This window comes from Peribacillus sp. (assembly GCF_059453735.1).
Genome location: NZ_JAZVJO010000117.1, coordinates 1 through 22,217, shown reverse-complemented (window position 1 = coordinate 22,217; position 22,217 = coordinate 1). Strand labels below are relative to the sequence as shown.

General features: G+C 38.8%; 22 protein-coding genes and 6 tRNA genes. 22 read left to right on the top strand and 6 right to left on the bottom strand.

Annotated elements, in window-relative coordinates; all coding sequences use genetic code 11:
* The first annotated feature begins 67 nt into the window (after positions 1-67).
* The 7 genes from AC52RT_RS03885 to rocF all read left to right on the top strand — a co-directional run bounded on the left by AC52RT_RS03885 (position 68) and on the right by rocF (position 1,766).
* Positions 68-140: transfer RNA gene (locus AC52RT_RS03885), tRNA-Thr, on the top strand.
* Positions 141-150: 10 nt separating this feature from the next.
* Positions 151-234 (top strand) — tRNA-Tyr (locus AC52RT_RS03880).
* 92 nt (positions 235-326) lie between these two features.
* A tRNA-Gln gene (locus AC52RT_RS03875) sits at positions 327-401 on the top strand.
* Between the two features lie 92 nt (positions 402-493).
* A tRNA-Lys gene (locus tag AC52RT_RS03870) sits at positions 494-566 on the top strand.
* A gap of 7 nt (positions 567-573) precedes the next feature.
* A tRNA-Gly gene (locus AC52RT_RS03865) sits at positions 574-648 on the top strand.
* A gap of 26 nt (positions 649-674) precedes the next feature.
* Positions 675-747 (top strand) — tRNA-Ala (locus AC52RT_RS03860).
* Between the two features lie 119 nt (positions 748-866).
* The gene (gene rocF, locus AC52RT_RS03855) at positions 867-1,766 is read left to right on the top strand and encodes an arginase (RefSeq protein ID WP_495539532.1); all 900 of its coding nucleotides are present in this window, start codon (positions 867-869) and stop codon (positions 1,764-1,766) included.
* Positions 1,767-1,817: 51 nt separating this feature from the next.
* On the opposite strand, the gene AC52RT_RS03850 is transcribed toward rocF, so the two are convergent.
* Positions 1,818-1,976: a Spo0E family sporulation regulatory protein-aspartic acid phosphatase gene (locus AC52RT_RS03850; RefSeq protein WP_495539531.1), complete on the bottom strand. Its 159-nt coding sequence runs from the start codon at positions 1,974-1,976 to the stop codon at positions 1,818-1,820.
* A 170-nt stretch (positions 1,977-2,146) separates the two neighbouring features.
* On the opposite strand from AC52RT_RS03850, the gene sigW reads away from it, so the two are divergent.
* From sigW to AC52RT_RS03810, 8 genes are all read left to right on the top strand, one after another.
* Positions 2,147-2,710 carry an RNA polymerase sigma factor SigW gene (gene sigW, locus AC52RT_RS03845; protein WP_495539530.1) on the top strand — a complete coding sequence of 188 codons (564 nt, stop codon included), beginning with the start codon at positions 2,147-2,149 and terminating at the stop codon, positions 2,708-2,710.
* 17 nt (positions 2,711-2,727) lie between these two features.
* Positions 2,728-3,345 carry an anti-sigma factor family protein gene (locus AC52RT_RS03840; RefSeq protein ID WP_495539529.1) on the top strand — a complete coding sequence of 206 codons (618 nt, stop codon included), beginning with the start codon at positions 2,728-2,730 and terminating at the stop codon, positions 3,343-3,345.
* A gap of 196 nt (positions 3,346-3,541) precedes the next feature.
* Complete coding sequence (gene cdaA / locus AC52RT_RS03835) at positions 3,542-4,375, top strand: diadenylate cyclase CdaA (protein WP_495539528.1); 834 nt, start codon at positions 3,542-3,544, stop codon at positions 4,373-4,375.
* Positions 4,368-5,765 (top strand): CdaR family protein, encoded by a 1,398-nt coding sequence (locus tag AC52RT_RS03830; RefSeq protein ID WP_495539527.1) that lies wholly within the window; start codon positions 4,368-4,370, stop codon positions 5,763-5,765. The genes cdaA and AC52RT_RS03830 overlap by 8 nt, the downstream gene beginning before the upstream one ends.
* 39 nt (positions 5,766-5,804) lie before the next feature.
* Positions 5,805-7,154 carry a phosphoglucosamine mutase gene (gene glmM / locus AC52RT_RS03825; RefSeq protein ID WP_495539534.1) on the top strand — a complete coding sequence of 450 codons (1,350 nt, stop codon included), beginning with the start codon at positions 5,805-5,807 and terminating at the stop codon, positions 7,152-7,154.
* A 459-nt stretch (positions 7,155-7,613) separates the two neighbouring features.
* Positions 7,614-9,416, top strand: a complete 1,803-nt coding sequence (gene glmS, locus AC52RT_RS03820; protein ID WP_495539526.1) for a glutamine--fructose-6-phosphate transaminase (isomerizing) — start codon at positions 7,614-7,616, stop codon at positions 9,414-9,416.
* Between the two features lie 168 nt (positions 9,417-9,584).
* Entirely contained in the window at positions 9,585-10,094 is a 510-nt protein-coding gene (locus AC52RT_RS03815; protein ID WP_495539525.1) for a YfiT family bacillithiol transferase, read from the top strand.
* Between the two features lie 351 nt (positions 10,095-10,445).
* Positions 10,446-11,846, top strand: coding sequence for an MDR family MFS transporter (locus AC52RT_RS03810; RefSeq protein WP_495539524.1), 1,401 nt, complete (start codon positions 10,446-10,448; stop codon positions 11,844-11,846).
* 52 nt (positions 11,847-11,898) lie between these two features.
* Here the strand turns inward: AC52RT_RS03810 and AC52RT_RS03805 are convergent, their stop codons facing one another.
* Positions 11,899-12,534, bottom strand: a complete 636-nt coding sequence (locus tag AC52RT_RS03805; protein WP_495539533.1) for a formylglycine-generating enzyme family protein — start codon at positions 12,532-12,534, stop codon at positions 11,899-11,901.
* Between the two features lie 360 nt (positions 12,535-12,894).
* On the opposite strand from AC52RT_RS03805, the gene AC52RT_RS03800 reads away from it, so the two are divergent.
* The 6 genes from AC52RT_RS03800 to AC52RT_RS03775 all read left to right on the top strand — a co-directional run bounded on the left by AC52RT_RS03800 (position 12,895) and on the right by AC52RT_RS03775 (position 18,127).
* Positions 12,895-13,848: an ABC transporter permease gene (locus AC52RT_RS03800; RefSeq protein WP_495539523.1), complete on the top strand. Its 954-nt coding sequence runs from the start codon at positions 12,895-12,897 to the stop codon at positions 13,846-13,848.
* The gene (locus tag AC52RT_RS03795) at positions 13,838-14,809 is read left to right on the top strand and encodes an iron chelate uptake ABC transporter family permease subunit (protein WP_495539522.1); all 972 of its coding nucleotides are present in this window, start codon (positions 13,838-13,840) and stop codon (positions 14,807-14,809) included. The genes AC52RT_RS03800 and AC52RT_RS03795 overlap by 11 nt, the downstream gene beginning before the upstream one ends.
* Positions 14,806-15,570, top strand: coding sequence for an iron ABC transporter ATP-binding protein (locus AC52RT_RS03790; RefSeq protein ID WP_495539521.1), 765 nt, complete (start codon positions 14,806-14,808; stop codon positions 15,568-15,570). Before AC52RT_RS03795 ends, AC52RT_RS03790 begins: the two co-directional genes overlap by 4 nt.
* A 121-nt stretch (positions 15,571-15,691) precedes the next feature.
* Positions 15,692-16,735, top strand: coding sequence for a siderophore ABC transporter substrate-binding protein (locus AC52RT_RS03785; protein WP_495539520.1), 1,044 nt, complete (start codon positions 15,692-15,694; stop codon positions 16,733-16,735).
* 64 nt (positions 16,736-16,799) lie between these two features.
* Complete coding sequence (locus AC52RT_RS03780; RefSeq protein WP_495539519.1) at positions 16,800-17,126, top strand: antibiotic biosynthesis monooxygenase family protein; 327 nt, start codon at positions 16,800-16,802, stop codon at positions 17,124-17,126.
* A 317-nt stretch (positions 17,127-17,443) separates the two neighbouring features.
* Positions 17,444-18,127, top strand: coding sequence for an ankyrin repeat domain-containing protein (locus AC52RT_RS03775; protein ID WP_495539518.1), 684 nt, complete (start codon positions 17,444-17,446; stop codon positions 18,125-18,127).
* 46 nt (positions 18,128-18,173) lie between these two features.
* Here the strand turns inward: AC52RT_RS03775 and AC52RT_RS03770 are convergent, their stop codons facing one another.
* Positions 18,174-18,935 carry a glucose 1-dehydrogenase gene (locus AC52RT_RS03770; protein ID WP_495539517.1) on the bottom strand — a complete coding sequence of 254 codons (762 nt, stop codon included), beginning with the start codon at positions 18,933-18,935 and terminating at the stop codon, positions 18,174-18,176.
* A gap of 120 nt (positions 18,936-19,055) precedes the next feature.
* On the opposite strand from AC52RT_RS03770, the gene AC52RT_RS03765 reads away from it, so the two are divergent.
* Complete coding sequence (locus AC52RT_RS03765) at positions 19,056-19,676, top strand: TetR/AcrR family transcriptional regulator (RefSeq protein ID WP_495539516.1); 621 nt, start codon at positions 19,056-19,058, stop codon at positions 19,674-19,676.
* Between the two features lie 37 nt (positions 19,677-19,713).
* Here AC52RT_RS03765 and AC52RT_RS03760 read toward each other — a convergent pair whose 3' ends face one another.
* The 3 genes from AC52RT_RS03760 to AC52RT_RS03750 form a co-directional block, all read right to left on the bottom strand.
* The gene (locus tag AC52RT_RS03760; protein WP_495539515.1) at positions 19,714-20,166 is read right to left on the bottom strand and encodes an SRPBCC family protein; all 453 of its coding nucleotides are present in this window, start codon (positions 20,164-20,166) and stop codon (positions 19,714-19,716) included.
* A 21-nt stretch (positions 20,167-20,187) separates the two neighbouring features.
* The gene (locus AC52RT_RS03755; protein ID WP_495539514.1) at positions 20,188-21,816 is read right to left on the bottom strand and encodes an FAD-dependent oxidoreductase; all 1,629 of its coding nucleotides are present in this window, start codon (positions 21,814-21,816) and stop codon (positions 20,188-20,190) included.
* A 173-nt stretch (positions 21,817-21,989) separates the two neighbouring features.
* Positions 21,990-22,217 (bottom strand): FAD-binding protein (locus AC52RT_RS03750; protein WP_495539513.1); only part of this gene is annotated, 228 nt, incomplete at its 5' end.

The following is a 22,217-nucleotide window of genomic DNA, read 5'->3' as shown; positions in this document are numbered from 1 at the left end:
TCTGCCTTACAAGCAGAGGGTCGGCGGTTCGATCCCGTCATCCTCCACCATGTTTTATTTTACACTTGCCGGTGTAGCTCAACTGGTAGAGCAACTGACTTGTAATCAGTAGGTTGGGGGTTCAAGTCCTCTTGCCGGCACTGTTTTTCTGGAGGGGTAGCGAAGTGGCTAAACGCGGCGGACTGTAAATCCGCTCCTTAGGGTTCGGCAGTTCGAATCTGCCCCCCTCCACCATTTATAAAATCAATTAGTGGACAGTTATATATTTTCTCATTGAGGGAAATATATGATTACCACCTATTTTTTTGTCAGGTATATGATTATATTGGGCTATAGCCAAGCGGTAAGGCAACGGACTTTGACTCCGTCATGCGTAGGTTCAAATCCTGCTAGCCCAGCCATATTTTCAAATAATGTATGAAGTGCTCAGTTGTCAGTTTACGTTTGAACTAGTAAACATAAACATCTGATTTTTTATTTTGTTAATTAATATGAGCCATTAGCTCAGTTGGTAGAGCATCTGACTTTTAATCAGAGGGTCGTAGGTTCGAATCCTACATGGCTCACTTTTTTGCGGAAGTAGTTCAGCGGTAGAATACAACCTTGCCAAGGTTGGGGTCGCGGGTTCGAACCCCGTCTTCCGCTCCATTTCAATCGTACATTCCTGTACAAGAGGGGCCTTAGCTCAGCTGGGAGAGCGCCTGCCTTGCACGCAGGAGGTCAGCGGTTCGATCCCGCTAGGCTCCATACAAAACCTTAAGCCATTCTATGGTTTAAGGTTTTTTGTTTTGTATTTTTATACAACCTTTTGCTCTGTTGAACCATTTATCTTTTTTGGTATAAAATGGTTTAAAGGGGATGAGGAATTGGAGATAGAGAAAATAACAATCATCGGTCTGCCTATGGATCTCGGTCAAAATAGACGTGGGGTAGATATGGGGCCAAGCGCTATCAGGTATGCTGAGGTCGTAGAGAGACTTGGAAGCTTAGGGATTGATGTAGAGGATTTAGGAGACATTACGATTGGGAGGCCCGCAATGGCCGATTTAGAAACGAAGTTGAATAACTTGAAAGAGGTCACTATCGGAAGCAGGTTGCTGGCAGAAAAAGTGGATACTATTCTTAGTAAGAAATCATTCCCTCTTGTACTAGGAGGCGATCATTCAATTGCCATTGGAACAATAGCAGGAGCGTCAAAACATTATGAGAATCTTGGTGTGATTTGGTTTGATGCTCACGGCGATCTAAATACAGAGGAGACGACACCATCTGGTAATATTCATGGGATGTCCCTAGCAGTTAGTCTAGGGCTGGGAAACGATGGACTTGTAAACATCCATGGATTCTCGCCTAAAATTAAACCTGAAAATGTGGTCATTATTGGTGCGCGTTCTTTAGATGAAGGGGAAAGAAACTTAATAACTTCCAAAGAGATTAAAGTATTTTCAATGCATGAAATTGATAGACGCGGGATGGCAGCAGTAATGGAAGAGACGCTTGCTTTCTTTAAAGAAAAAACAGACGGTGTCCATTTATCAGTAGATATGGATGCATTGGATCCTATTGATGCTCCAGGAGTAGGAACCCCAGTGCTGGGAGGGATCACTTACAGGGAAAGTCATCTGGCGATGGAAATGCTTTCAGAGTCAGGTATTGTGACTTCTGCCGAGTTTGTAGAAGTAAATCCTATCTTAGATGAAAAAAATAAAACAGCAACGGTTGCTGTTGCCTTAATGGGTTCTTTATTTGGAGAGAAATTAGTGTAAAATAACGCTGCTTTTACATAATGCAAGACAATTAAAACAGTAACCTCCTCGTTACTGTTTTTTGGTTAGATGAATATATTGAATGATTAAGTTATCCAGCTCTGTGCTGACCTCTACTACTCGACTATCTTTTATCGAGGAATACCCTGCCAAATAAATCATTCTTTCTCTATATTCTTCTATTCTGGTTAATAGCTGTTCTGCTATCATATTTAAAGACATCCTCGCTTTATATAATCTTTTTTAACAATCTACCCAATATTAATTTAATTAAACAAAAAATGTTAAAATTTGATAAAATTAAAGTAATTATTTTTGAAACCTTTTAGCGTGCGATCCGTAAGTATCGTATAGCCGCATGAGCGGGGGTAATACACAAGATGGAAGTCATCATTAAACAGAGGATTAATCAGGTCTTAAAGGGAGACCAAAATGCGTTTGGGGAAATTGTTGAATTGTATAAGGATAAGGTTTTTCAATTGTGCTTTAGAATGCTTGGAAACCGTCATGAGGCTGAGGATATGGCACAAGAGGCATTCGTACGTGCATATGTTAATATCCACCGTTTTAATATTCAAATGAAGTTTTCTACGTGGTTATACCGAATTGCAACAAATTTATGTATTGACCGAATCCGTAAAAAGAAACCAGATTACTTCTTGGATGCTGAAGTAGCTGGGACAGATGGGTTAAATATGTATTCGTTAATTGCTGATGATAGTGCTTTACCAGAAGATGAGGTCGAGTCATTAGAGCTGCAGGAGACCATACAAGACGAGATTCTAAAGCTTCCAGAGAAGTATCGATCGGTGATTGTCTTGAAATACATTGAGGAATTATCCCTAAAAGAAATAAGCGATATTTTGGATCTGCCAATTGGAACGGTCAAAACGAGAATTCACCGAGGCCGTGAAGCATTGAGAAAACAATTGAGTGATTTTTAAAAAGAAGGTGAAAAACGATGAGTTGCCACGAGGATATCGTTGACTATATGCATGATTATTTAGACGAAGCGATAACAGAAGAAAACAAAGAACATTTACGAGAACATTTGCATAGTTGTGCTGATTGTCGTTCCTATTTTCATGATATGAAAAAGGCGATAGCTCTAGTGCAGAGTACGGCTAGGATTAAAGCGCCAGATGATTTTACAGCACGAGTAATGGCAAGTATTCCGAAGGAAAAGAAAAATATAGGGATGAAACGCTATTTGAGAAATCACCCTCTATTAACAGCGGCCTCATTGTTTATTGTCCTAATGGGCGGGTCAATTTTCTCAACTTGGGGTGAGGAACAAAACTTTGCCGTGTCTAAGCAAGAAAACATTGTAGTTGAAAATGAAATGGTCATTATACCCGCCGGGAAAGTGGTTAAGGGGGACGTAGTAGTTAAGAATGGCGATATACGTATTGAAGGTGAAGTAAAGGGCGATGTAACGATTATTAATGGGGAGCAGTATATGGCTTCTGCCGGTAAGGTAACGGGACAAATTGTTTTGATTGATGAGATGTTTGAATGGCTCTGGTTTAAAATGAAAAGTACAGGTAAAGCTTTACTTAAGGGAGATGAGAACGAATAAATATAACAGACTTACTTGTATAATGAAGTAGAGCCTTTGCCCTATGGGTGCAGGCTTGTTTGGGTTTGCATATACTTTGGATTGTGTTTTATTTCCTATTTACTAGGTATACTAACTTTAGAAGAATAAGAACATTAGTGGTATAATGGTTAAGTTACGATTTAGCGTAAACGTTTTACTGATTGGAGGAAAAACCATGTCATTAACCACATTATCCAATCTTCCATTCATTGATTATATAATCAATTTAATAGATATCCTCCTTGTATGGTTTGTTTTATATAAATTACTCGTCATTATACGAGGTACAAAAGCCATTCAACTATTAAAGGGGATTTTCGTAATTGTGATTGTCCGGAGTCTAAGCAGCTTAATCGGCTTTAATACACTGGGCTGGCTAATGCAGCAAGTAATGAACTGGGGAGTCCTCGCTGTTATTATCATCTTTCAGCCTGAATTACGCCGTGCCCTAGAACAGTTAGGAAGAGGGCAGTTGTTTACGAGGACAACCGTTGGACAGGAAGAAGATGAGCAGGATAGGTTAGTTGAAAGTATAGTGAAAGCAACATCTTATATGGCTAAGCGTAGAATTGGCGCTTTAATCTCAATTGAAAAGGAAACAGATTTAAGTGATTACATAGAAACAGGCATACCTATAGAATCACGCATTTCCTCAGAACTATTGATCAATATTTTTATACCAAATACACCGCTTCATGATGGAGCAGTGATTCTTCGGAATAATCAGATAGCTGCAGCTGCGTGTTATTTGCCGTTATCGGAAAGTCCGTTTATTTCAAAAGAACTTGGTACTAGACATAGAGCTGCTATGGGGGTTAGTGAGGCGACTGATTGTCTAACGATTATTGTATCGGAGGAAACAGGGAGTATATCCCTGACGAAAAACAGTGAGCTTTATCGTGATTTGGATATAGAAACATTTAAGAGTATGTTATCAAAAGAATTAATCTTAGATAACAAACAAGCTTCCTCGACACTCTGGAATTGGAGGGGGAAGAAAAATGGATAAATATACAAATAGCGTCTGGTTTTCAAGGTTGGTTGCTTTGGCAATAGCTGCTCTTCTATTTACATCTGTTAATTTCGAATCCAAAAATGAAGATGGTTCCTTGGGTTTTAATACGCCTGGTAAGGTTTCTCAAGAAGTAATAGAAGATGTACCAGTTGAAATAGATTATGATCAAGAAAACTTGGTCGTTACAGGTGCCCCGGAAACAGTGAAGATTACCCTTGAAGGGGTTAAAAGTTTGTTACTCTCGGCTAAAACTCAACGAGAATTCCAAGTCTATATTGACCTTTCTGATCCTGAAATTACATTGGGAGAGAAAAAGGTGCCGTTAAAAATCCGTAATCTTAATGAAAAATTAACAGCTACCCTCTCACCTGCGTATGCAACTGTTATGGTTCAGGAGAAGGTGACAAAAGAATTTTCAGTAGATGTTGATTATAACCGTTCGTTATTAGAAGGGGGATACACAGCTGAAAATCCAACGAGTAATCCTCAAACGGTTAAGATCACAGGAGCCAAAGATGTCATTGATCAAATTTCTTTTGTCAAAGCGACACTTGGTTTAACAAAAGGAATGGATGAATCAGTCAATCGTGAAGCAACCGTTAAAGCGCTGGATCGAGACCTGAATAAGCTTAATGTGACGATTGAACCAGCAGTGGTGAATGTCTCATTAAAAGTGAATATTCCTTCTAAAACAGTCCCGATTAGGCCAATACAGTCAGGCAAGCTAAAGAGCGGACTGGAGATAAAAAGTCTGACCACGGACGATAAAGAAGTGACGATTTATGGAAAAGAATCTGTCCTTGAGACCATCAACGAAGTTACTGTCCCAGTCAACGTTTCTAATATTACAGGGGATGCTGTATATGAACTTCCAATTAGTGTTCCAGATGATGTGAAAAAAGTTTCGAAGGATACAGTGAAGGTGAACATTAAGACCAAAAAAGCCGATGCTGATTCGGAGACTGATACCGAAACTGAACCCGATGCCGATTCTGAGACTACTGAACCCGATGATACAAACAATACAGATAAACCGGTAGATAACCCGACTGAGGATACCAATACAGATGAAGATGAAGAGGTAAGCATTCAAACCAAGAAATTCTCGAATCTTAAAATCCAAACAGTTGGACTGGACAATAACCGTTCGATGAAGTTTATGAATCCTTCAATGGGTTCTATGGGTATTACGTTTAAGGGCACGAGAGCTGAGTTGAATAAACTTAAAGAGGCAAATATACAGTTATCTGTTAATGTGAGTCAGTTGGAAGCGGGGACTCATGATGTCGCTGTGCAAGTTAAGGCACCGGATAATACAAAATGGGAACTTGATTCAAGAATGGTTACAATTTCCATTACTGATAATGAGGAAGAGACTTCCTAACGTTTTACGGAACAATTCGAAAAAGGAGCGATTATGAAAATGGGTAAATATTTTGGTACTGACGGGGTAAGAGGGGTTGCCAACAGCGAGTTGACACCAGAATTGGCTTTTAAACTAGGACGTTTCGGCGGTTACGTACTAACAAAAGATACACAGCGTCCTAAAGTTTTAATTGGCAGGGATACCCGGATTTCCGGTCATATGCTTGAAGGAGCCCTTGTTGCTGGACTTTTATCAATCGGAGCAGAAGTTATGCGCTTAGGTGTTATTTCTACACCAGGGGTTGCTTATCTTACTAAGGCGCTAAGTTCCGAAGCGGGTGTTATGATTTCAGCATCGCATAATCCGGTTGAGGATAATGGAATTAAATTCTTTGGTCCAGACGGCTTCAAGTTGTCAGATGAACAAGAAAATGAAATTGAAGAGTTAATGGATTTATCAGACGATTCACTTCCAAGACCAGTGGGAGAAAACCTCGGCCATTTAAATGATTATTTTGAAGGCGGCCAGAAATATTTGCAATATCTAAAACAAACAGTTGATGAGGACTTCACAGGTATACATATAGCTCTTGATTGTGCACATGGAGCAACTTCATCCTTGGCAACCCATTTATTCGCTGACCTGGATGCAGATATCTCAATCATGGGTTCATCTCCAAATGGATTGAACATCAATAAAGGCGTCGGGTCAACACATCCTGAAGCACTTGCAGCCTTTTTACTTGAAAAAGGGGCCAGCATCGGTTTAGCATTTGACGGTGACGGCGACCGGTTAATAGCGATTGATGAAAAAGGACAAATTGTCGATGGTGACCAAATCATGTACATCTGTGCACGATATATGAATGATCATAATCTTCTTAAGCATGGAACGGTCGTATCAACTGTAATGAGTAACCTTGGCTTCTATAAAGGAACTGAGGAGCATGGAATTAAAAGCATCCAAACTGCAGTTGGTGATCGCTATGTAGTAGAAGAGATGAAAAAAGGCGGATATAATCTAGGCGGCGAGCAATCAGGCCATATTATTTTCCTTGATCACATCACCACTGGTGACGGTCTGTTAACTGGTTTACAGCTGGTGAATATCATGAAGATGACGAAGAAGTCATTATCTGAGCTTGCAGGCGAAATGAAAAAATTCCCGCAAAAGCTTGTGAATATTCGTGTCACAGATAAACACGGTGTAACGGAAAATGAAAAAGTTCATGCGATTATCAGTGAGGTAGAAGCCGAGATGAATGGAAATGGCCGAATTTTGGTTCGTCCTTCAGGAACAGAACCTTTAGTTCGTGTAATGGCAGAAGCTCCAACAGCTGAGCAATGTGAGACATATGTTGATCGTATCGCCTCTGTTGTAAAAGAAGAAATGGGTTTAGCTGAGTAAAAAAAGACCTGATCTAAAAAACAAATATGCATAAGAGGAACGCTTTCTTCCTCTTATGCATATTTTTATAACCAGATCAGTTTTAATTGGTTTGAAAGTAAGTGCGAAAATAAAAAATTGACGGAAAGTACATTATGGGTTATGATAATCCTGTTTTAACATCCATTTTTTCAAGAAATGGGTATTTTAAATGGAAGGAATGGCATGTAGTAGATCCAATCAAAGCGCCTGAACTAAGCGTACGGTGTTAAAGGCTTAGTTGACGAGGAGGAGGTTTATCGATATTTCGGCGGATACCTCCCGGCTGAACGTGTACAGCCGCAGGAACCTTGACCTTAAAACAGCGTGGCAACGCGCTGCACAAAGGGTGAAGGATACACATATAAAAATATAAGAGACAAGGGGGCAGGAGTGCCCCCGTGCATTCCTGTTCCCTTGCTTAGACGGAGGAACGGATTTATGTGTGGAATAGTTGGATATATCGGTAATACGGATGCAAAGGAAATTTTGTTAAAAGGATTGGAAAAGCTAGAATATAGAGGGTACGATTCTGCAGGAATAGCAGTTGTCACTGAATCCGGTGTTCAAGTATTTAAAGAAAAAGGCCGGATTGCTGATCTTCGCAGTGTTGTAGATGAAACAGTTCTAGCTCACACAGGAATTGGCCATACTAGATGGGCAACTCATGGTGTGCCAAGCCATAACAATGCACATCCGCATCAGAGTACATCAGGTCGTTTGACGTTGGTGCACAATGGTGTAATTGAAAACTATTTAGGTCTTAAACGTGAGTATCTAGAGGATGTAACGTTCGCTAGTGATACAGATACTGAAGTCATTGTTATGCTTATTGAGAAGTTTGTGAATGACGGCCTTACAGTAGAAGCGGCTTTCCGTAAAACGTTAATGCTGTTAAAAGGATCATATGCACTCGCTTTATTGGATAATCAAAATGAAGATGTAATCTTCGTTGCTAAGAATAAGAGTCCATTATTAGTAGGTGTCGGTTCTGATTTCAACGTCGTTGCTTCTGATGCTATGGCGATGATTCAAGTGACTGATCAGTATCTGGAAATCATGGATAAAGAAATGGTTTTCGTTTCAAAAGACAAGGTAACGATTAAGAATCTAGAAGGAGAAGAAATTCTCCGTGCACCATATACAGCTGAAATCGATGCTAGTGATATCGAAAAGGGCACTTATCCGCATTATATGCTGAAGGAAATTGACGAACAGCCGCTGGTTATTCGTAAAATTGTTCAAGCGTATCAAAATGAAGAAGGCAAGCTGACCATTGATTTTAATATTGCAGAAGCTGTTAGTGAGGCTGACCGCGTGTATATTGTTGCGTGTGGAACGAGTTATCATGCTGGTTTGATCGGCAAGCAATTCATTGAAAAAATGGCTAAGATTCCAGTTGAGGTTCATGTTGCATCTGAATTTGTTTACAACATGCCAATTCTTTCGGAAAAACCATTATTCATCTTCATTTCTCAAAGTGGAGAAACTGCAGACAGCCGCGCCGTGCTTGTAGCGATTAAAGAACTTGGTCATAAATCATTAACGATTACGAACGTACAGGGTTCAACGCTTTCTCGTGAGGCAGAATATACAATGCTGCTGCATGCGGGTCCTGAGATAGCGGTAGCCTCAACTAAAGCCTATACAGCTCAAATTGCCGTACTTGCGATCCTTGCTAACGTGGTGGCTGAATTCCGTGAACAACAAGTTGATTTTGACTTAGTGAAAGAACTAGGCATTATTGCTACGGTTATGGAAGCACTATGTGATTCAAAGGAACAGTTCGAAGAAATCGCTCGCGAGTATCTTGCTGTCACACGGAACTGCTTCTTTATCGGCCGCTCTCTTGACTATTATGTTGGCTTAGAAGGGTCATTGAAGCTGAAGGAGATTTCGTATATCCAAGCAGAAGGATTTGCTGGCGGCGAACTCAAACATGGTACAATTGCGCTTATTGAAGACGGAACACCGGTTATTGCTCTAGCAACCCAAAGCGAAGTAAACCTAAGCATACGAGGAAACGTAAAAGAAGTCGTAGCTCGTGGTGCAAATCCATGTATTATTACCATGAAAGGTCTGGAAGAAGACGACGATCGTTTTGTCATTCCAGAAGTTCATGAACTCTTAACACCTCTTGTCTCAGTAATCCCGCTTCAACTAATTGCTTATTATGCAGCGCTGCAACGCGAATGTGACGTTGATAAGCCGCGTAACCTGGCAAAGAGTGTAACTGTCGAGTAAGAACTATATAAAAAGAAGAACCGAAATCTCCTATTCTAGTAAATAGGGGGTTTCGGTTTTTCTAATTGTTAAATTCCATTTTATTGGTAAACACATAATAAAGGAATTGGCCTATTTATGTTAAACTATAAAGAAGAGAAAGAATAAATAGGGAAAAGGTGAATGATAATGAATGTGCGGTTTCCAATTGGAGAATTACAAGTTCCTGAAAAAGTGACAGCAGAAAGTCTTCAAGGATGGCTAAAGGAAATTGATTCTTACGTAAGTAAATTAAGGGAAACGGTCAATTCATTAAGTGATGAGGATTTAAGCAAAACATATCGAGAAGGCAGCTGGACAGTTCGTCAGCTAGTGCATCATATTGCAGATTCTCAGCTGAACATGTATCAACGGTTAAAGCTGGCTTTAACAGACGAGAATCCAACCGTACCCGCTTTCGACGAAGAAAAATGGGCTGTTCAACCGGATACAAAACTTCCAATAGAAAGTTCTATTAAAATGCTGGAAGGTTTAAATGAGCGTATTGTTTCTTTAGGACATAGTTTAACGGAAGAGCAATTAGAGCGAACCTTTACTCACCAAGTAAATGGCGAAGTAACAGTTGCAAAAAAAATTGCCAAATTAGCTTGGCACGAAGAGCACCACTTAGCTCATATAAAAATTGCATTATCAAATTAATATTATGCATGGAGTTGGCCTATCGAAATCGTTAGGTCATTTTTAAATGAAGAATGGACAATAGGCTTTCACTTATTGTCTTTTTTATTGTAAGTAAAGTAATGTCCACGAGTAAGAGAGTCCTTGAAAACAACAAGGTTGCTATTGTTGAAGAAAAAGGAATAAAGTGTTAATATAAACAGCTAATTGTTATATTATAGATACTATCGTTTTAGGAGGTTGTTACATTAAGTTACTACTATTGAGAACAAGGTAGGGCATAAAGCTAGTATAAATAAAAGTCTTTTACACTTATAGGGCTTTCTTTTTTTATGTGGTAAATACTATAGAAATAGAATTGATGGAGGATTTATGAGTAATTTATATGAAAAGCGCAATCAAATTGTGCTTCCATTTTTAATCGCAGCTTTTTTCGGTCTTTTTAATGAAACAGCTTTAAATATGGCGTTTGTTGAAATTGCCAAAGATTTTGGTATTGAAACATCTACCGTACAATGGCTTACAACTGGCTATTTATTAGTACTGGGTATTTTTGTTCCTGTTTCTTCTTTCTTAATGCAGCGCTTTACAACACGCCAATTATTTGCAGCTTCACTAACCTTATCAGTGATTGGAACGTTTATTGCAGCTATTGCACCAAACTTTGCTGTATTGTTGATTGCCCGGGTTGTGCAGGCGCTTGGTACTGCAATTGTTTTACCTCTCATGACAACAGTTGTTTTACTCGTTTATCCCGCTGCAAAACGAGGAGCTGCAATGGGTAAAATCGGTTTAGTCATTGTCTTTGCACCAGCGATAGGTCCAACGCTTTCCGGCATTATTTTAGAGCAGCTTTCATGGCACTTTATTTTTTGGGTGACATTACCTTTCTTACTGATTGCCTTATTCGTTGGTATGCGTTTTATTGAAAACGTGAGTGAAGTACGCCCGACCAAGCTTGATTTCATCTCTTTTTTACTTTCGACAATTGGTTTTGGCGGCGTCGTATACGGCTTCAGTATTTCGGGTGAAAGGGGGACATTTTTAACAACAGAAGTATATATTGCAGTAGGTGTTGGACTTGCTGCACTTATAATCTTTACGATTCGTCAGCTTAAATTGGAAACACCTATGTTAAATGTCCGAGTCTTTAAATATCCAATGTTCACATTAGGTGTCGTTATTATCTTGGCGGTTATGATGACGTTATTATCTGTTATGGTGTTACTGCCTATTTATCTGCAAAATGCGCTAATGCTGGCTCCAATGGCCGCTGGCTTACTTTTGCTGCCAGGCGGTGTGGTCAACGCGTTCATGTCCGTTGTGGCTGGGAATTTATTTGATAAATTCGGACCAAAATGGATGGTGCTAAGCGGAATGCTGTTAGCCATTATCAGTTTACTCTTTTTACGTATGATTGATCTGGATACATCAAGTATCTATATTATAATGATGCATGTTATTTTATTGATTGGTATTTCATTTATTATGATGCCTGCTCAAACGAACGGGTTAAATGAGTTGCCGCGTGAATTATATACAGATGGTTCAGCGGTTATGAATACCTTACAACAAGTAGCTGGTGCAATTGGTACAGCGGTAGCGGTTACCGTTATGTCAATTACACAAAAAGGCTATGACAATCCTATTGTTGGGTTAGTTGAAGGGGTGCAAAATTCAATTTTATTTGGATTGATTATCTCAATTATCGCTTTTATAGTGTCACTTTTCTTAAAACGAGTCAGTACAGAGCAAGGAAAACAAGGAAATTAAGCATCAAAAAGACACCAAAACATGTACATATGTTTTGGTGTCTTTTTGATGTCTAAACTAAAGTTCGAGCAAGGCGGAAACCAAGGTCTTCTATACAAAATGATGGGTGACTTCGACGTCGACACGTGGATCCGCAGCCTCTTTCGTCTTCAGCCCAGCTTCCCCCGCGGAAAGTTCTATAGGGACCATACTCTTTTTCATCATATACATCCCAGCACCATTCCCAGACATTCCCTATCATATCGTATAAGCCCCACATATTAGGCTCTTTTTTTCCTACTTTACAAAGTTCACCTCCTGAATTCTCTTTATACCAAGCAATTTTATTAATATCTCCGTATCTATATCCCGCTGTTTCTGCTTTGCATGCAAATTGCCACTCTGCTTCTGAAGGAAGGCGATACCCGTTTGCTTCCCAATCACATTTAATCCCTTCAAAAGTAGACGTATAACATTTCGATAATCCTGCTATATCCGAAAGGAGATTACATAAATAAATCGCTTCATACCAAGAAAGATTAACAACTGGTTTTTGCTTATCTATTGAGGAGGTTTTCTTTGTTAGAAACTTATATTGTTCACCAGTTACAGGATACTGTCCAAGAAGAAATGGTTCTATTTTAACACTCCAGTTCTTTTTTGTCCGGTCATCTCTTAATACTATTTCTCCACCTTGAATAGGAACCATAGGAAAGTGAAAATCATTCTGTACACCACTCAATCTATCGTCCTCCTTAACTAGTATTTACTTTATTGTGAAATTCCTAATCTTTAATCATGACGCATACTTTTTTGATGTAGATACATTCGTTTAAAGATGGGTACACTGCGGCGGTCTCCTTTAATGTGGAAAAGCCTAAATTAAGGAGGCAATGACGTACCTAATAGAAAGGATTAATGTTAAATTTAGATAATAATAATCTTAATTGGATAATCGGGTAGGAATTAAGAAAGAGTCAGTATATAATGAATCTTGTATGTAATGATAATCATTTTCATTAAGAGGATCATTATAAATATAGAAAATAGAATAAATGGGGATTACGAAATGAGATTATGGATGTTAGTGATGGCCGCTGTTATCTTATCTTTCTTCTCACTGTTTATAGGAGCCATAGATATTAAGCCAACTGATTTATTGGATTTCCAATCAGATGAAGTTCAAATTTTTCTGGTAAGTCGTTTACCACGATTGATGGCTATTATCTTAGCTGGTGCAGGTATGAGTATTGCCGGGTTGATTATGCAATCGTTGAGCCGCAATAAATTCGTATCTCCTACAACAGCAGGTACGTTAGATGCAGCAAAATTAGGTATTGTTATTGCAATGATTTTTTTCACAAATGTTACATACATGCAGAAAATTATTTTCGGTTTTACCTTTGCCTTAGTTGGAACGTTTATCTTTATGCGTCTATTAGATCGCATTAAATTCAAGGATGTCATTTTTGTTCCACTAATTGGTATTATGTACGGGAATATCATTTCATCAGTGACAACGTTCTTAGGCTATGAAGCAGAAATTTTACAAAACGTGAGTTCATTCTTTCTTGGTAGCTTTACTTTAGTTGTTTCAGGCCGCTATGAGTTACTGTATGTAGCAGTACCAGCAATCATTCTTGCTTATATTTTTGCGAATAAGTTCATGGTTGCGGGGATGGGCGAGGATTTTGCGAAGAACCTAGGTTTGAGCTATAAAACGGTATTGAATATCGGTCTCGTTTTAATTGCAGTTATTTCAACGACAGTCGTTTTAACCGTAGGTGTTATCCCATTCTTAGGCTTGATTGTTCCTAATATCGTCTCGCTGTATCTAGGGGATAATTTACGAAAAACCATTCCTCATACTATTGTGCTTGGTGCCGTATTCCTCCTTGTATGTGATATTCTGAGCCGTATTGTTGTTGCTCCGTATGAAATTCCGGTTAATACAACGGTAGCGGTTATCGGTAGTGCAATCTTCTTAATCATGTTACTTAGGGGGAAAGCATATGCAAAGTAGTGTGAAGAAGCGTAATACAATAAAAATTTTAATTTTAGCAGTGATTGCGATTCTTTCAATTATTGGCTTCTTGTTTTACAACATTCAAGGCGGCTTTAGCTATGCCTTTCCGAAACGTGTAGTACGAGTTTGTGCGATGATTATCACAGGCGTTGCGATTGCGTATGCGACAGTTATGTTCCAAACAGTAACACGCAACCGAATTTTAACACCATCCATTATTGGTGTGGATTCGATGTATGAAGTAGTCCAAACGGTGCTTTATTTCTTCTTAGGATCAGCATCCGTGTTCGTTGTTGACCGTTATGTAAACTTCGGTACAGCAATTGTGGTGATGGTTATCTTCGCATTACTATTGTATCGTTTCTTATTCCGAGCAGATAAGTATCCAATTTTCCTTCTGCTATTGGCTGGGATGATTATCGGTACATTGCTAGGAAGCTTAGTGACATTTTTACAAGTCATCATCGATCCAATAGAATATTTAAGTCTTCAAAGTCGTCTATTTGCAAGCTTTACCAATGTAAAATCTGAACTTGTTGGGATTTCCGCAATTATTTTACTTGCTTGCTTCATTTATGGTGGTCGAATGATGCGTGATTTAGACGTGATGAATTTAGGTCGTGAAACTGCGATTAACTTAGGGGTAAATTATGATAAAATCGTGTTGAATGTACTTGTTTTAGCATCGATTTTACTGGCAACATCAACAGCCTTAGTTGGTCCAATTACCTTCTTGGGACTAATCGTATCAAACTTGGCTTATCAATTTTTAGTTACATACAAGCATTCTGTTCTAATCCTGGGAGCAAGTTTAATTAGTATTATTGCACTTGTTGGTGGTCAGTTCCTTGTACAGCACGTATTCCATTTAAATACGACGCTTAGTGTTATTATCAACTTTATCGGTGGCGTATACTTCATTTACTTATTACTTAAAGAAAGTAGGGCAGCAGGATGATTGAAATTAAAGGGTTAACAAAGTTTTTTGGTAAAAAACCTGTTGTAGAAGATGTGTCGGTGAAGATTGAAACGGGGAAAATCACGTCATTTATCGGGCCAAATGGTGCTGGTAAATCGACGTTATTATCAATGGTTAGTCGTTTACTAGATTCAGATACTGGTGAAGTGTTATTAGATAATGACAATGTGAAAAAGATGAAGTCTCAAGATTTCGCAAAACGTGTCGCAATCTTGAAACAATCAAACTTTATTAACGTGCGTCTAACGATTCGTGAACTTGTGGCTTTTGGTCGTTACCCTTATTCAAAAGGACGATTAACAAAGGAAGATAATGCTAAAGTAGACGAAGCTTTATCGTATATGAATTTAATCGATATGCAGGATAAATTTTTAGATGGGCTGTCTGGTGGTCAAAAACAACGTGCGTTTATTTCAATGGTGATTGCGCAAGATACGGAATATATTTTACTGGATGAACCGTTGAATAATCTAGACATGAAGCACTCCGTTCAAATCATGAAAATATTACGTAAGCTTGTTGATGAGTTAGGTAAGACGGTTGTTATCGTACTGCACGATATTAACTTTGCCTCTGTTTATTCAGATCGCATTGTTGCGCTTAAAGATGGTCGTCTCATAAAAGACGGCTTAACGAGTGAAATCATAAATTCGGAATCGCTTCGTGATGTGTATGATATGCACATCCCAGTTCAAGAGCAAGATGGATGCAGAATCTGCGTCTATTTCCAATCACAATAACTTTTTGGAAAAATTGTATTGACAATGGGAAAGAAAGTCAGCTAAGATTGAGGTATCTAATTGATAAAGATAATCACTCTCAATTATAAAGGGTGTAAATTTCTAGGAGGAGAATTTGAAAATGAAAAAATGGAGTATTTTAGCTGCAACTGCAGCGATGACTTTAATGTTGGGTGCCTGTGGTACGGACGAGACTAAGGAAAAATCTTCTGGTAAAACAGAGCAGACTTCAACTGATAAAGAAACTTCAGCTGAATCAAATGCAGCATTCCCAATGTCAGTTAAATCATTAACTGCAAGTAGTGAAGATCGGGAATCAGGAAGCTCAACTGTATTTGAAGATGTCACTTTCAAAGAACAACCTAAACGCATCGTAGCATTAGATTACGGTTTCTTAGATACCCTTGATGCATTAGGGGTTGAAGGAATCGTTGGAATTGCTGCTAATGGTGGTAAAGGGAACATGCCTGAACATTTAAAAGAAAAATATATAAATGATGATGTTACTGACGTTGGTTCTTTAAAAGAACTAAATTTAGAAGCAATAGCCGCAGCTGAGCCAGATGCTATTTTCATTTCTGGTCGTCAAACTTCATACTATGAAGAGTTAAAAGAAATCACACCAAATGTAGTTTTTATCGGTTCTGATAACACGGACTACATCGGTGGTGTTAAGGAATCAGTTGATTTAGCTGCTAAAATCTTTGACAAAGAAGATGAAGCTAAAACACTGAATGATAACTTATCAGCTAAAGTTGCTGAAGTTAAAGAAAAAGCTGCTGGTTACGGAAACGCATTAGTAGCGATGTACAACGATAAGGCAATTTCTGGTTTTGATAATGGGAAAGAGTCTCGTTTCGCTTATGTATACAATGATTTCGGCTTCAAACCAGCAACAACTAGTATAGAAACTGGATCGCACGGTTCTGTCTTCTCTTATGAGTCAATCTTGAAAGTAGATCCAGAAGTATTATTAGTAATTGATCGTGGTGTTGAATCGGTTGACGTACTTAAGGGCCAAATCGAAAATGATATCATTAAGAAAACACGTGCTTACAAAGAAGACAAAATTGTCTATCTTGATGGAACAAATTGGTACTTCTCTTCAAATGGTATCACTACTGAAGTAGAAAAAATGCAAGAAATTTTAGATGAATTAAAATAATTTTCTAGATTAAAAGGAGCATGTCTCAATCAGGGCATGCTTTTTTTATAAAAGGAGTATGTTTATGTTTGTTCAAATGCGTCGTACTGTAGTAACAGAAGGTAATGCTCATAAGGTTGTTGAGCGTTTTAAGAAAAATCCAGAGAAACCATCAAAAGTTGAACAACGTGAAGGCTATATTGATCGCGAAGTGTTAGTAAAAAAAACACGTCGTGGGGAAGAAGAAGTAATCGTATTGATTCGTTGGGAATCAGAAGAGGCTTGGAAAGCTTGGGAAAAGAGCCCAGAGCATATCGAAGGCCACAAAAAGAAAATCGCTGAACATGGCGGCAAACCACCAAAACCAGATTATGTTATCTCGTCTGAAGGCGGCGGCTATTACGTACAATAAGCGTTGATGAAAAGCATGTCTCAATTTGAGAAATACAGGTTATAGGGTTTACACTTGAAGTGACAGCCCGTAAAAACACCTCCAATGGAGGTGTTTTTCTTATATAGTTCGAGCAAACCGGAATCCAATCGTCTCAAACAATGCTCCGCAGCGTCTTTCCTTTTCTGCCCAGTGTCCCCTTGTAAATTGTACATCTCTGGTTCCTTGAAATTGAGCAAACTAAGAAAAATATATTCTTCAAAATCTCTAAGGAAAATAATTAGAAATTTATGTTAAAGTAAATTCATATAATCTATCTGAAATGAGGTGTGAGGCTTTTGAAAAGGCTTTTTGTTGCCATTAAACACGGAGACCTGCATCAAATGAAGGCTATCTTGAAGAAAAATCCAGCACTCATTAATTGTACAGCCAAACACCCCCCAAAAAAAGATGATGGACAATCACCTTTACAGGTAGCGATTAAAACGGGAAATTTTAAAATTGCAGATTATTTAATTGATGCCGGTGCAGATGTGAATTTTATCGAGTCTGAAAGTTGTAATGAATGGAAAATGCCTGTCATACAAGATGCGATAAGAGCCACAATAATGAGTTCAAGGTTTCTAACATTTACGTATAAAAATGGAGAAAAAGCGTGGGAGCCCTATAACACTAAAGAGCAATTCAATGCAGCCTTTAATCTGTTAAAAAAAATAATTGAAGTAGGGGCAGATATTCATTCGTATGATTCATACGGGAATTCTTGTTTAGGAAGAGCGATACTGGATGCCAAGCAAGTTATACCAGTTGGAGTTCAAGATCCCAAATTGGGAGATAAACGGCCATTAAATAATGAATTAAAGGAAGATTTAACGGTGGTTTTTCATTTGCTGTTCACTAGCGGAGCCGATATAAATAAAGTGCATACAGATAGAGAGAAGAACAAGATTATTTTACACAGTTTTTATAAAATAGAAGAGCTTATTCTGAATAGTCCTCAAAACCAATTGGGGCATAAATAAGAAAGAATCCATTTTTAAAATGGATTCTTTTCTAAACAATATGAGTTTAATAAGCCGACCATCCAGCATCGGCAGCCATAACTACCCCGTTAACGTAGGAAGATTCGTTACTAGCTAAGAAAAGAGCAATATCTGCAATTTCTTCGGGTGTGCCGGCACGCGGCATCAGGTTTACCCCACGCGTTGCATACTTTATACCTTCCATGTCCATCCCTTCCATTGAAGCGACTAACCCTGTTTCTACTTGTGCTGGAGCGATTGCGTTACAGCGAATTCCTTGCGGACCATAGTGTGAAGCTATGTTTTTTGTCATACCCGTTACGGCATGTTTAGCGGCAGTATACGTGAAGCCTCCACGTCCCCCAGTTAAGCCGGCAATCGATGAAAGATTTACAATCACACCACTGCCTTGTGCTTGAAATAGTGGCAATATTTTACGTGTGCTTCGCATAACCCCGCCAACATTAATATCCATAACACGCTGCCATACATCATCTTCTACATTGTGTGCAGCCTGCATTTTATCTAACACACCCGCACAATTCACTAAAATATCAACGCGGCCGAAAGCTGCGACAGAATCATCGATCATTCTCTGAATGTCTTCTTCAACTGCTACATTTACTTTCACACCTAGAGCTTGTACGCCTTTATCTTTAAACATATCAACCGTACTATTTAAAGCCTCTTCATTGAAATCCGCAATGACTATTTTGGCCCCTTCTTGTGCATAACGACCTGCAATTGCTTTGCCGATCCCATTTGCACTACCTGTAATAATGGCTACTTTATCTTGTAATCGTGTCATTTTACGTTTCCTCCCAACTAATATGTGTGATCATTAGTATAACTGAAAATTACCTTTTTTATAAAATAATCGGAAACCCAATAATTTTAAAAGTATAATAGTGTAAAAGAAGGTGAATAGATGAATAAGAAACAAGCACGTCGCAATCAGATGGTTACGGCTGCGCATAAATTATTTGCCCAAGAAGGTTTCGAAAAAGCAACCATGCAAAGAGTGGCAGATGAAGCAGATGTGGGTGTGGCAACACTTTTTCGATACTTTCCAGATAAAGAGGCACTGATAATAGAAGTCGTCAAAAGGATTATTGAAAAGCAGGTTCCTTACTTTGAAGAGATTTATGCTGTCAATAAACCAGGCATTGAAAAAGTAGATGATGTGTTAACTACATATATTCGATTTATTTTTGAAGAAAATCAGGCATCGATTAAGCTTCTGGAATCATTTGAGTTATATATCGTGTTTCATACAATTGACATGCAATTACTAGAACGAATTAAAAAAGCATATAGTGCAGTCTGGGAAATCATATTAAAGATCGTGAAGGAAGGGAAAGAGGATGGTTCTATTCAGCTTTCAATTAGTGATGAACAAATCATAAGAACCATGCTTAGTATGTTTGGTACATCCATCAAGAAGTATGCACTCTATTCTATTTTGCCTGAAACAATCATTCCCGTTCCTTCACGAGACGAATTAATCGGTGCAAAGAGAGTACTATTAACCTATCTGCAGCACCCATAGTAAAAGAGTAGTCTAGTTAATAGACTACTCTTGATAATTATTTAACAAAGTTTATTTCCAGAAGTTTAGCTACAATTGCATCTGTTAACTCTTGTGCAGTTTGCGGAACAAATTTAGTTAAAATTTGATTAATCATCGGTCCCATCATTCCGGCGGCTGTAATATCTAAATAACCCGTCATGTTCGTTGTGTTTTCGTCGATAGATTCTGCTTTGAAATAACCGCCGCCGATGAAATTATCTGAAAGACCCTTTAAATCAAATAGTACTTCACTTGGTTCGTTCCATTCTTTAATATCTATTTGAAGCTTGACCTTTTTTTTCATGAATCCTAAGTCACCTTTGAAAGACCAAGTAGATTGACGCTCTGTGATTATTTCATGATCAATATAGCCTGGTACAAGAGGTGCCCAATTATTCATATCGTGGACAAAAGCCCAGATTGTTTCGATATTTAGCGGTACTTCTACTGTGTGCGATCCTTGCGGCATCATTAGCACTTCCTTTAGTTATTAGTTAGTTGCTGCGTGTTGACCTGCTAAAAAGCCAAATACGATGGCTGGTCCAATGGTTCCTCCTGCGCTAGGATAAATAGGGCCAAGCGGATTGCCGGCAGCGTTTCCAGCGGCGTATAAACCAGCAATTGGTTCTTCATTAAAATCTACTACCTGTCCATTTTCGTTGATTTTTGGTCCGCCATTTGTACCAAGTGCGCCTAGATAGATGGGTAAGGCATAGAAGGGACCTTTTTCAATCTTACCTAAGTTCTGTTTTGGACTGCCGCCGCCTGTTGTTAAGGCTTCAAACTGGATAGTACCTCGATTGAAGTCAGGATCGACACCTTGATCACAGTAAGTATTCCACTTTTGAATTTCCTCTTCTAAACCGGTTGCATCCACGCCGATTTTTTCTGCAAGTTCATGGATGGTTGCCGCTTGATCAACCCATTCTGGCGCAGGATCTCCAGGCATCATGGTGACAATCAATTGGCTGTCTTTTAGCTGTTGATCGAAAATCATCCAAACGGGTGCTTTATTAGGGAAATCAATTGTTACCGGGTCGTAATTAAAGAAGGCGCGGGGCATGTCATTATAGGTTGTCCCTTCGTGTACAAAACGACGTCCATGTTTATTGACTACAATTGAATTAGGTCCTTGACGACCACTGCCAAGCTGAGCCATGACACGGTCTTCGTATTCAAATGTCGGATCGACCATTGCGGGATACCACCATGCCTCACTCATATTCTCAAGGGCTGCACCCGCTTTCATTGCCATCTTCAATGCGTCCCCTTCATTACCAGGAGGGGTTACCGGATGTGTGAATTCAGCTTTTAAGAAGGTTTTGACTAATTGCTTATTCCACTCAAATCCGCCTGAAGCTAAAATAACCCCTTTTTTTGCTCCATAATAATGCGTTTCCCCATCATTTGTTTCAGCAATAACGCCTATTACTTTACCGGTTTCATCCATGATTAATTCTTTTCCTGCTGTATGAATAAGCGTTTCAGCACCTCTGTCTAAACAAGCTTTAAACATGGAGGCAATAAGAGAACGGCCCATTGTAACAATGTTTTCCTGCATGCGTTCTGCAACCACCTGAAAGTCAATACCACCAACGGCGCCGCCCTCTTCTAAAGTAAGAGGTGGAAAGAGTGGGTTTTGGCGAACTAAATTACCCCATTCACCAATTTCATTTAAACTATATGGTGCAGGATCTAAGGAACGCGTTCCTTCTTTTAAGGCCTCATCCATGTGCGCGTAATATTCAGGATAGGATTTTGGTGTGACAAATTTTACTGGCGTATGATCATGTAAAAATTGAATGACTTGATGTCCCTTTTCTACGAATGTTTCAATCATTTTATCATTGGCTCGATCTAAAGCTAATCGTTTAATATAGCGGATTGCATCTTCTTGATTATCTTCAAACCCAGCCTCTTTCATGTAATGATTCACTGGAATCCATGGTACGCCGCCTGAAAAAGCTGTCGTGCCGCCGATTTGATGTGTTTTTTCTAATATCAGTACTTTTGCACCGTTATCAGCTGCAGCTATTGCAGCACTTAAAGCAGCGCCGCCAGTGCCTAAAACGATTACATCAACCTCTTTTTCCCATTCTATATGTAGTGATTTTTTCATAGGTCGATCCTCCTTTAAAATTGATAGTAACACTATCATTAATTTAATTATCTGATATAACAGATAATTCCGCAAGAATATTTATAGAAAATAAAGGAAAAAGATATTCTTTATCTGAGGTTTTGATAGAGGATAGGGAGAAAGGGACCATAGGACAGTCCCCTTAATAACTGCTAAATGAATTGACCAGTGGGTACAAGTGACTTGGATACATACTCTTTCACATGATTAGCTGAAATATAACCAAATACAGTAGTTGGTCCTAATGTGGATCCAGGACCTGGGTAGACACGTCCCATAACAGATGCAGAACAGTTCCCCGTTGCATATAAACCTTCTATAGGTTGGCCATTTTTTAAAGCTTGACCATGCTCATTGGCAACAATCCCGCCTTTTGTACC

Coding starts and splice junctions, on each gene's coding strand:
- AC52RT_RS03770 (WP_495539517.1), bottom strand. CDS start 18,935: ATGACACGATTACAAGATAAAGTAGCCATTATTACAGGTAGTGCAAAT.
- AC52RT_RS03795 (WP_495539522.1), top strand. CDS start 13,838: ATGCAAAGTAGTGTGAAGAAGCGTAATACAATAAAAATTTTAATTTTA.
- AC52RT_RS03785 (WP_495539520.1), top strand. CDS start 15,692: ATGAAAAAATGGAGTATTTTAGCTGCAACTGCAGCGATGACTTTAATG.
- AC52RT_RS03790 (WP_495539521.1), top strand. CDS start 14,806: ATGATTGAAATTAAAGGGTTAACAAAGTTTTTTGGTAAAAAACCTGTT.
- glmS (WP_495539526.1), top strand. CDS start 7,614: ATGTGTGGAATAGTTGGATATATCGGTAATACGGATGCAAAGGAAATT.
- AC52RT_RS03830 (WP_495539527.1), top strand. CDS start 4,368: ATGGATAAATATACAAATAGCGTCTGGTTTTCAAGGTTGGTTGCTTTG.
- AC52RT_RS03765 (WP_495539516.1), top strand. CDS start 19,056: ATGAATAAGAAACAAGCACGTCGCAATCAGATGGTTACGGCTGCGCAT.
- glmM (WP_495539534.1), top strand. CDS start 5,805: ATGGGTAAATATTTTGGTACTGACGGGGTAAGAGGGGTTGCCAACAGC.
- AC52RT_RS03755 (WP_495539514.1), bottom strand. CDS start 21,816: ATGAAAAAATCACTACATATAGAATGGGAAAAAGAGGTTGATGTAATC.
- sigW (WP_495539530.1), top strand. CDS start 2,147: ATGGAAGTCATCATTAAACAGAGGATTAATCAGGTCTTAAAGGGAGAC.
- AC52RT_RS03815 (WP_495539525.1), top strand. CDS start 9,585: ATGAATGTGCGGTTTCCAATTGGAGAATTACAAGTTCCTGAAAAAGTG.
- AC52RT_RS03810 (WP_495539524.1), top strand. CDS start 10,446: ATGAGTAATTTATATGAAAAGCGCAATCAAATTGTGCTTCCATTTTTA.
- AC52RT_RS03850 (WP_495539531.1), bottom strand. CDS start 1,976: ATGATAGCAGAACAGCTATTAACCAGAATAGAAGAATATAGAGAAAGA.
- AC52RT_RS03805 (WP_495539533.1), bottom strand. CDS start 12,534: ATGGTTCCTATTCAAGGTGGAGAAATAGTATTAAGAGATGACCGGACA.
- AC52RT_RS03800 (WP_495539523.1), top strand. CDS start 12,895: ATGAGATTATGGATGTTAGTGATGGCCGCTGTTATCTTATCTTTCTTC.
- AC52RT_RS03760 (WP_495539515.1), bottom strand. CDS start 20,166: ATGCCGCAAGGATCGCACACAGTAGAAGTACCGCTAAATATCGAAACA.
- AC52RT_RS03840 (WP_495539529.1), top strand. CDS start 2,728: ATGAGTTGCCACGAGGATATCGTTGACTATATGCATGATTATTTAGAC.
- cdaA (WP_495539528.1), top strand. CDS start 3,542: ATGTCATTAACCACATTATCCAATCTTCCATTCATTGATTATATAATC.
- AC52RT_RS03780 (WP_495539519.1), top strand. CDS start 16,800: ATGTTTGTTCAAATGCGTCGTACTGTAGTAACAGAAGGTAATGCTCAT.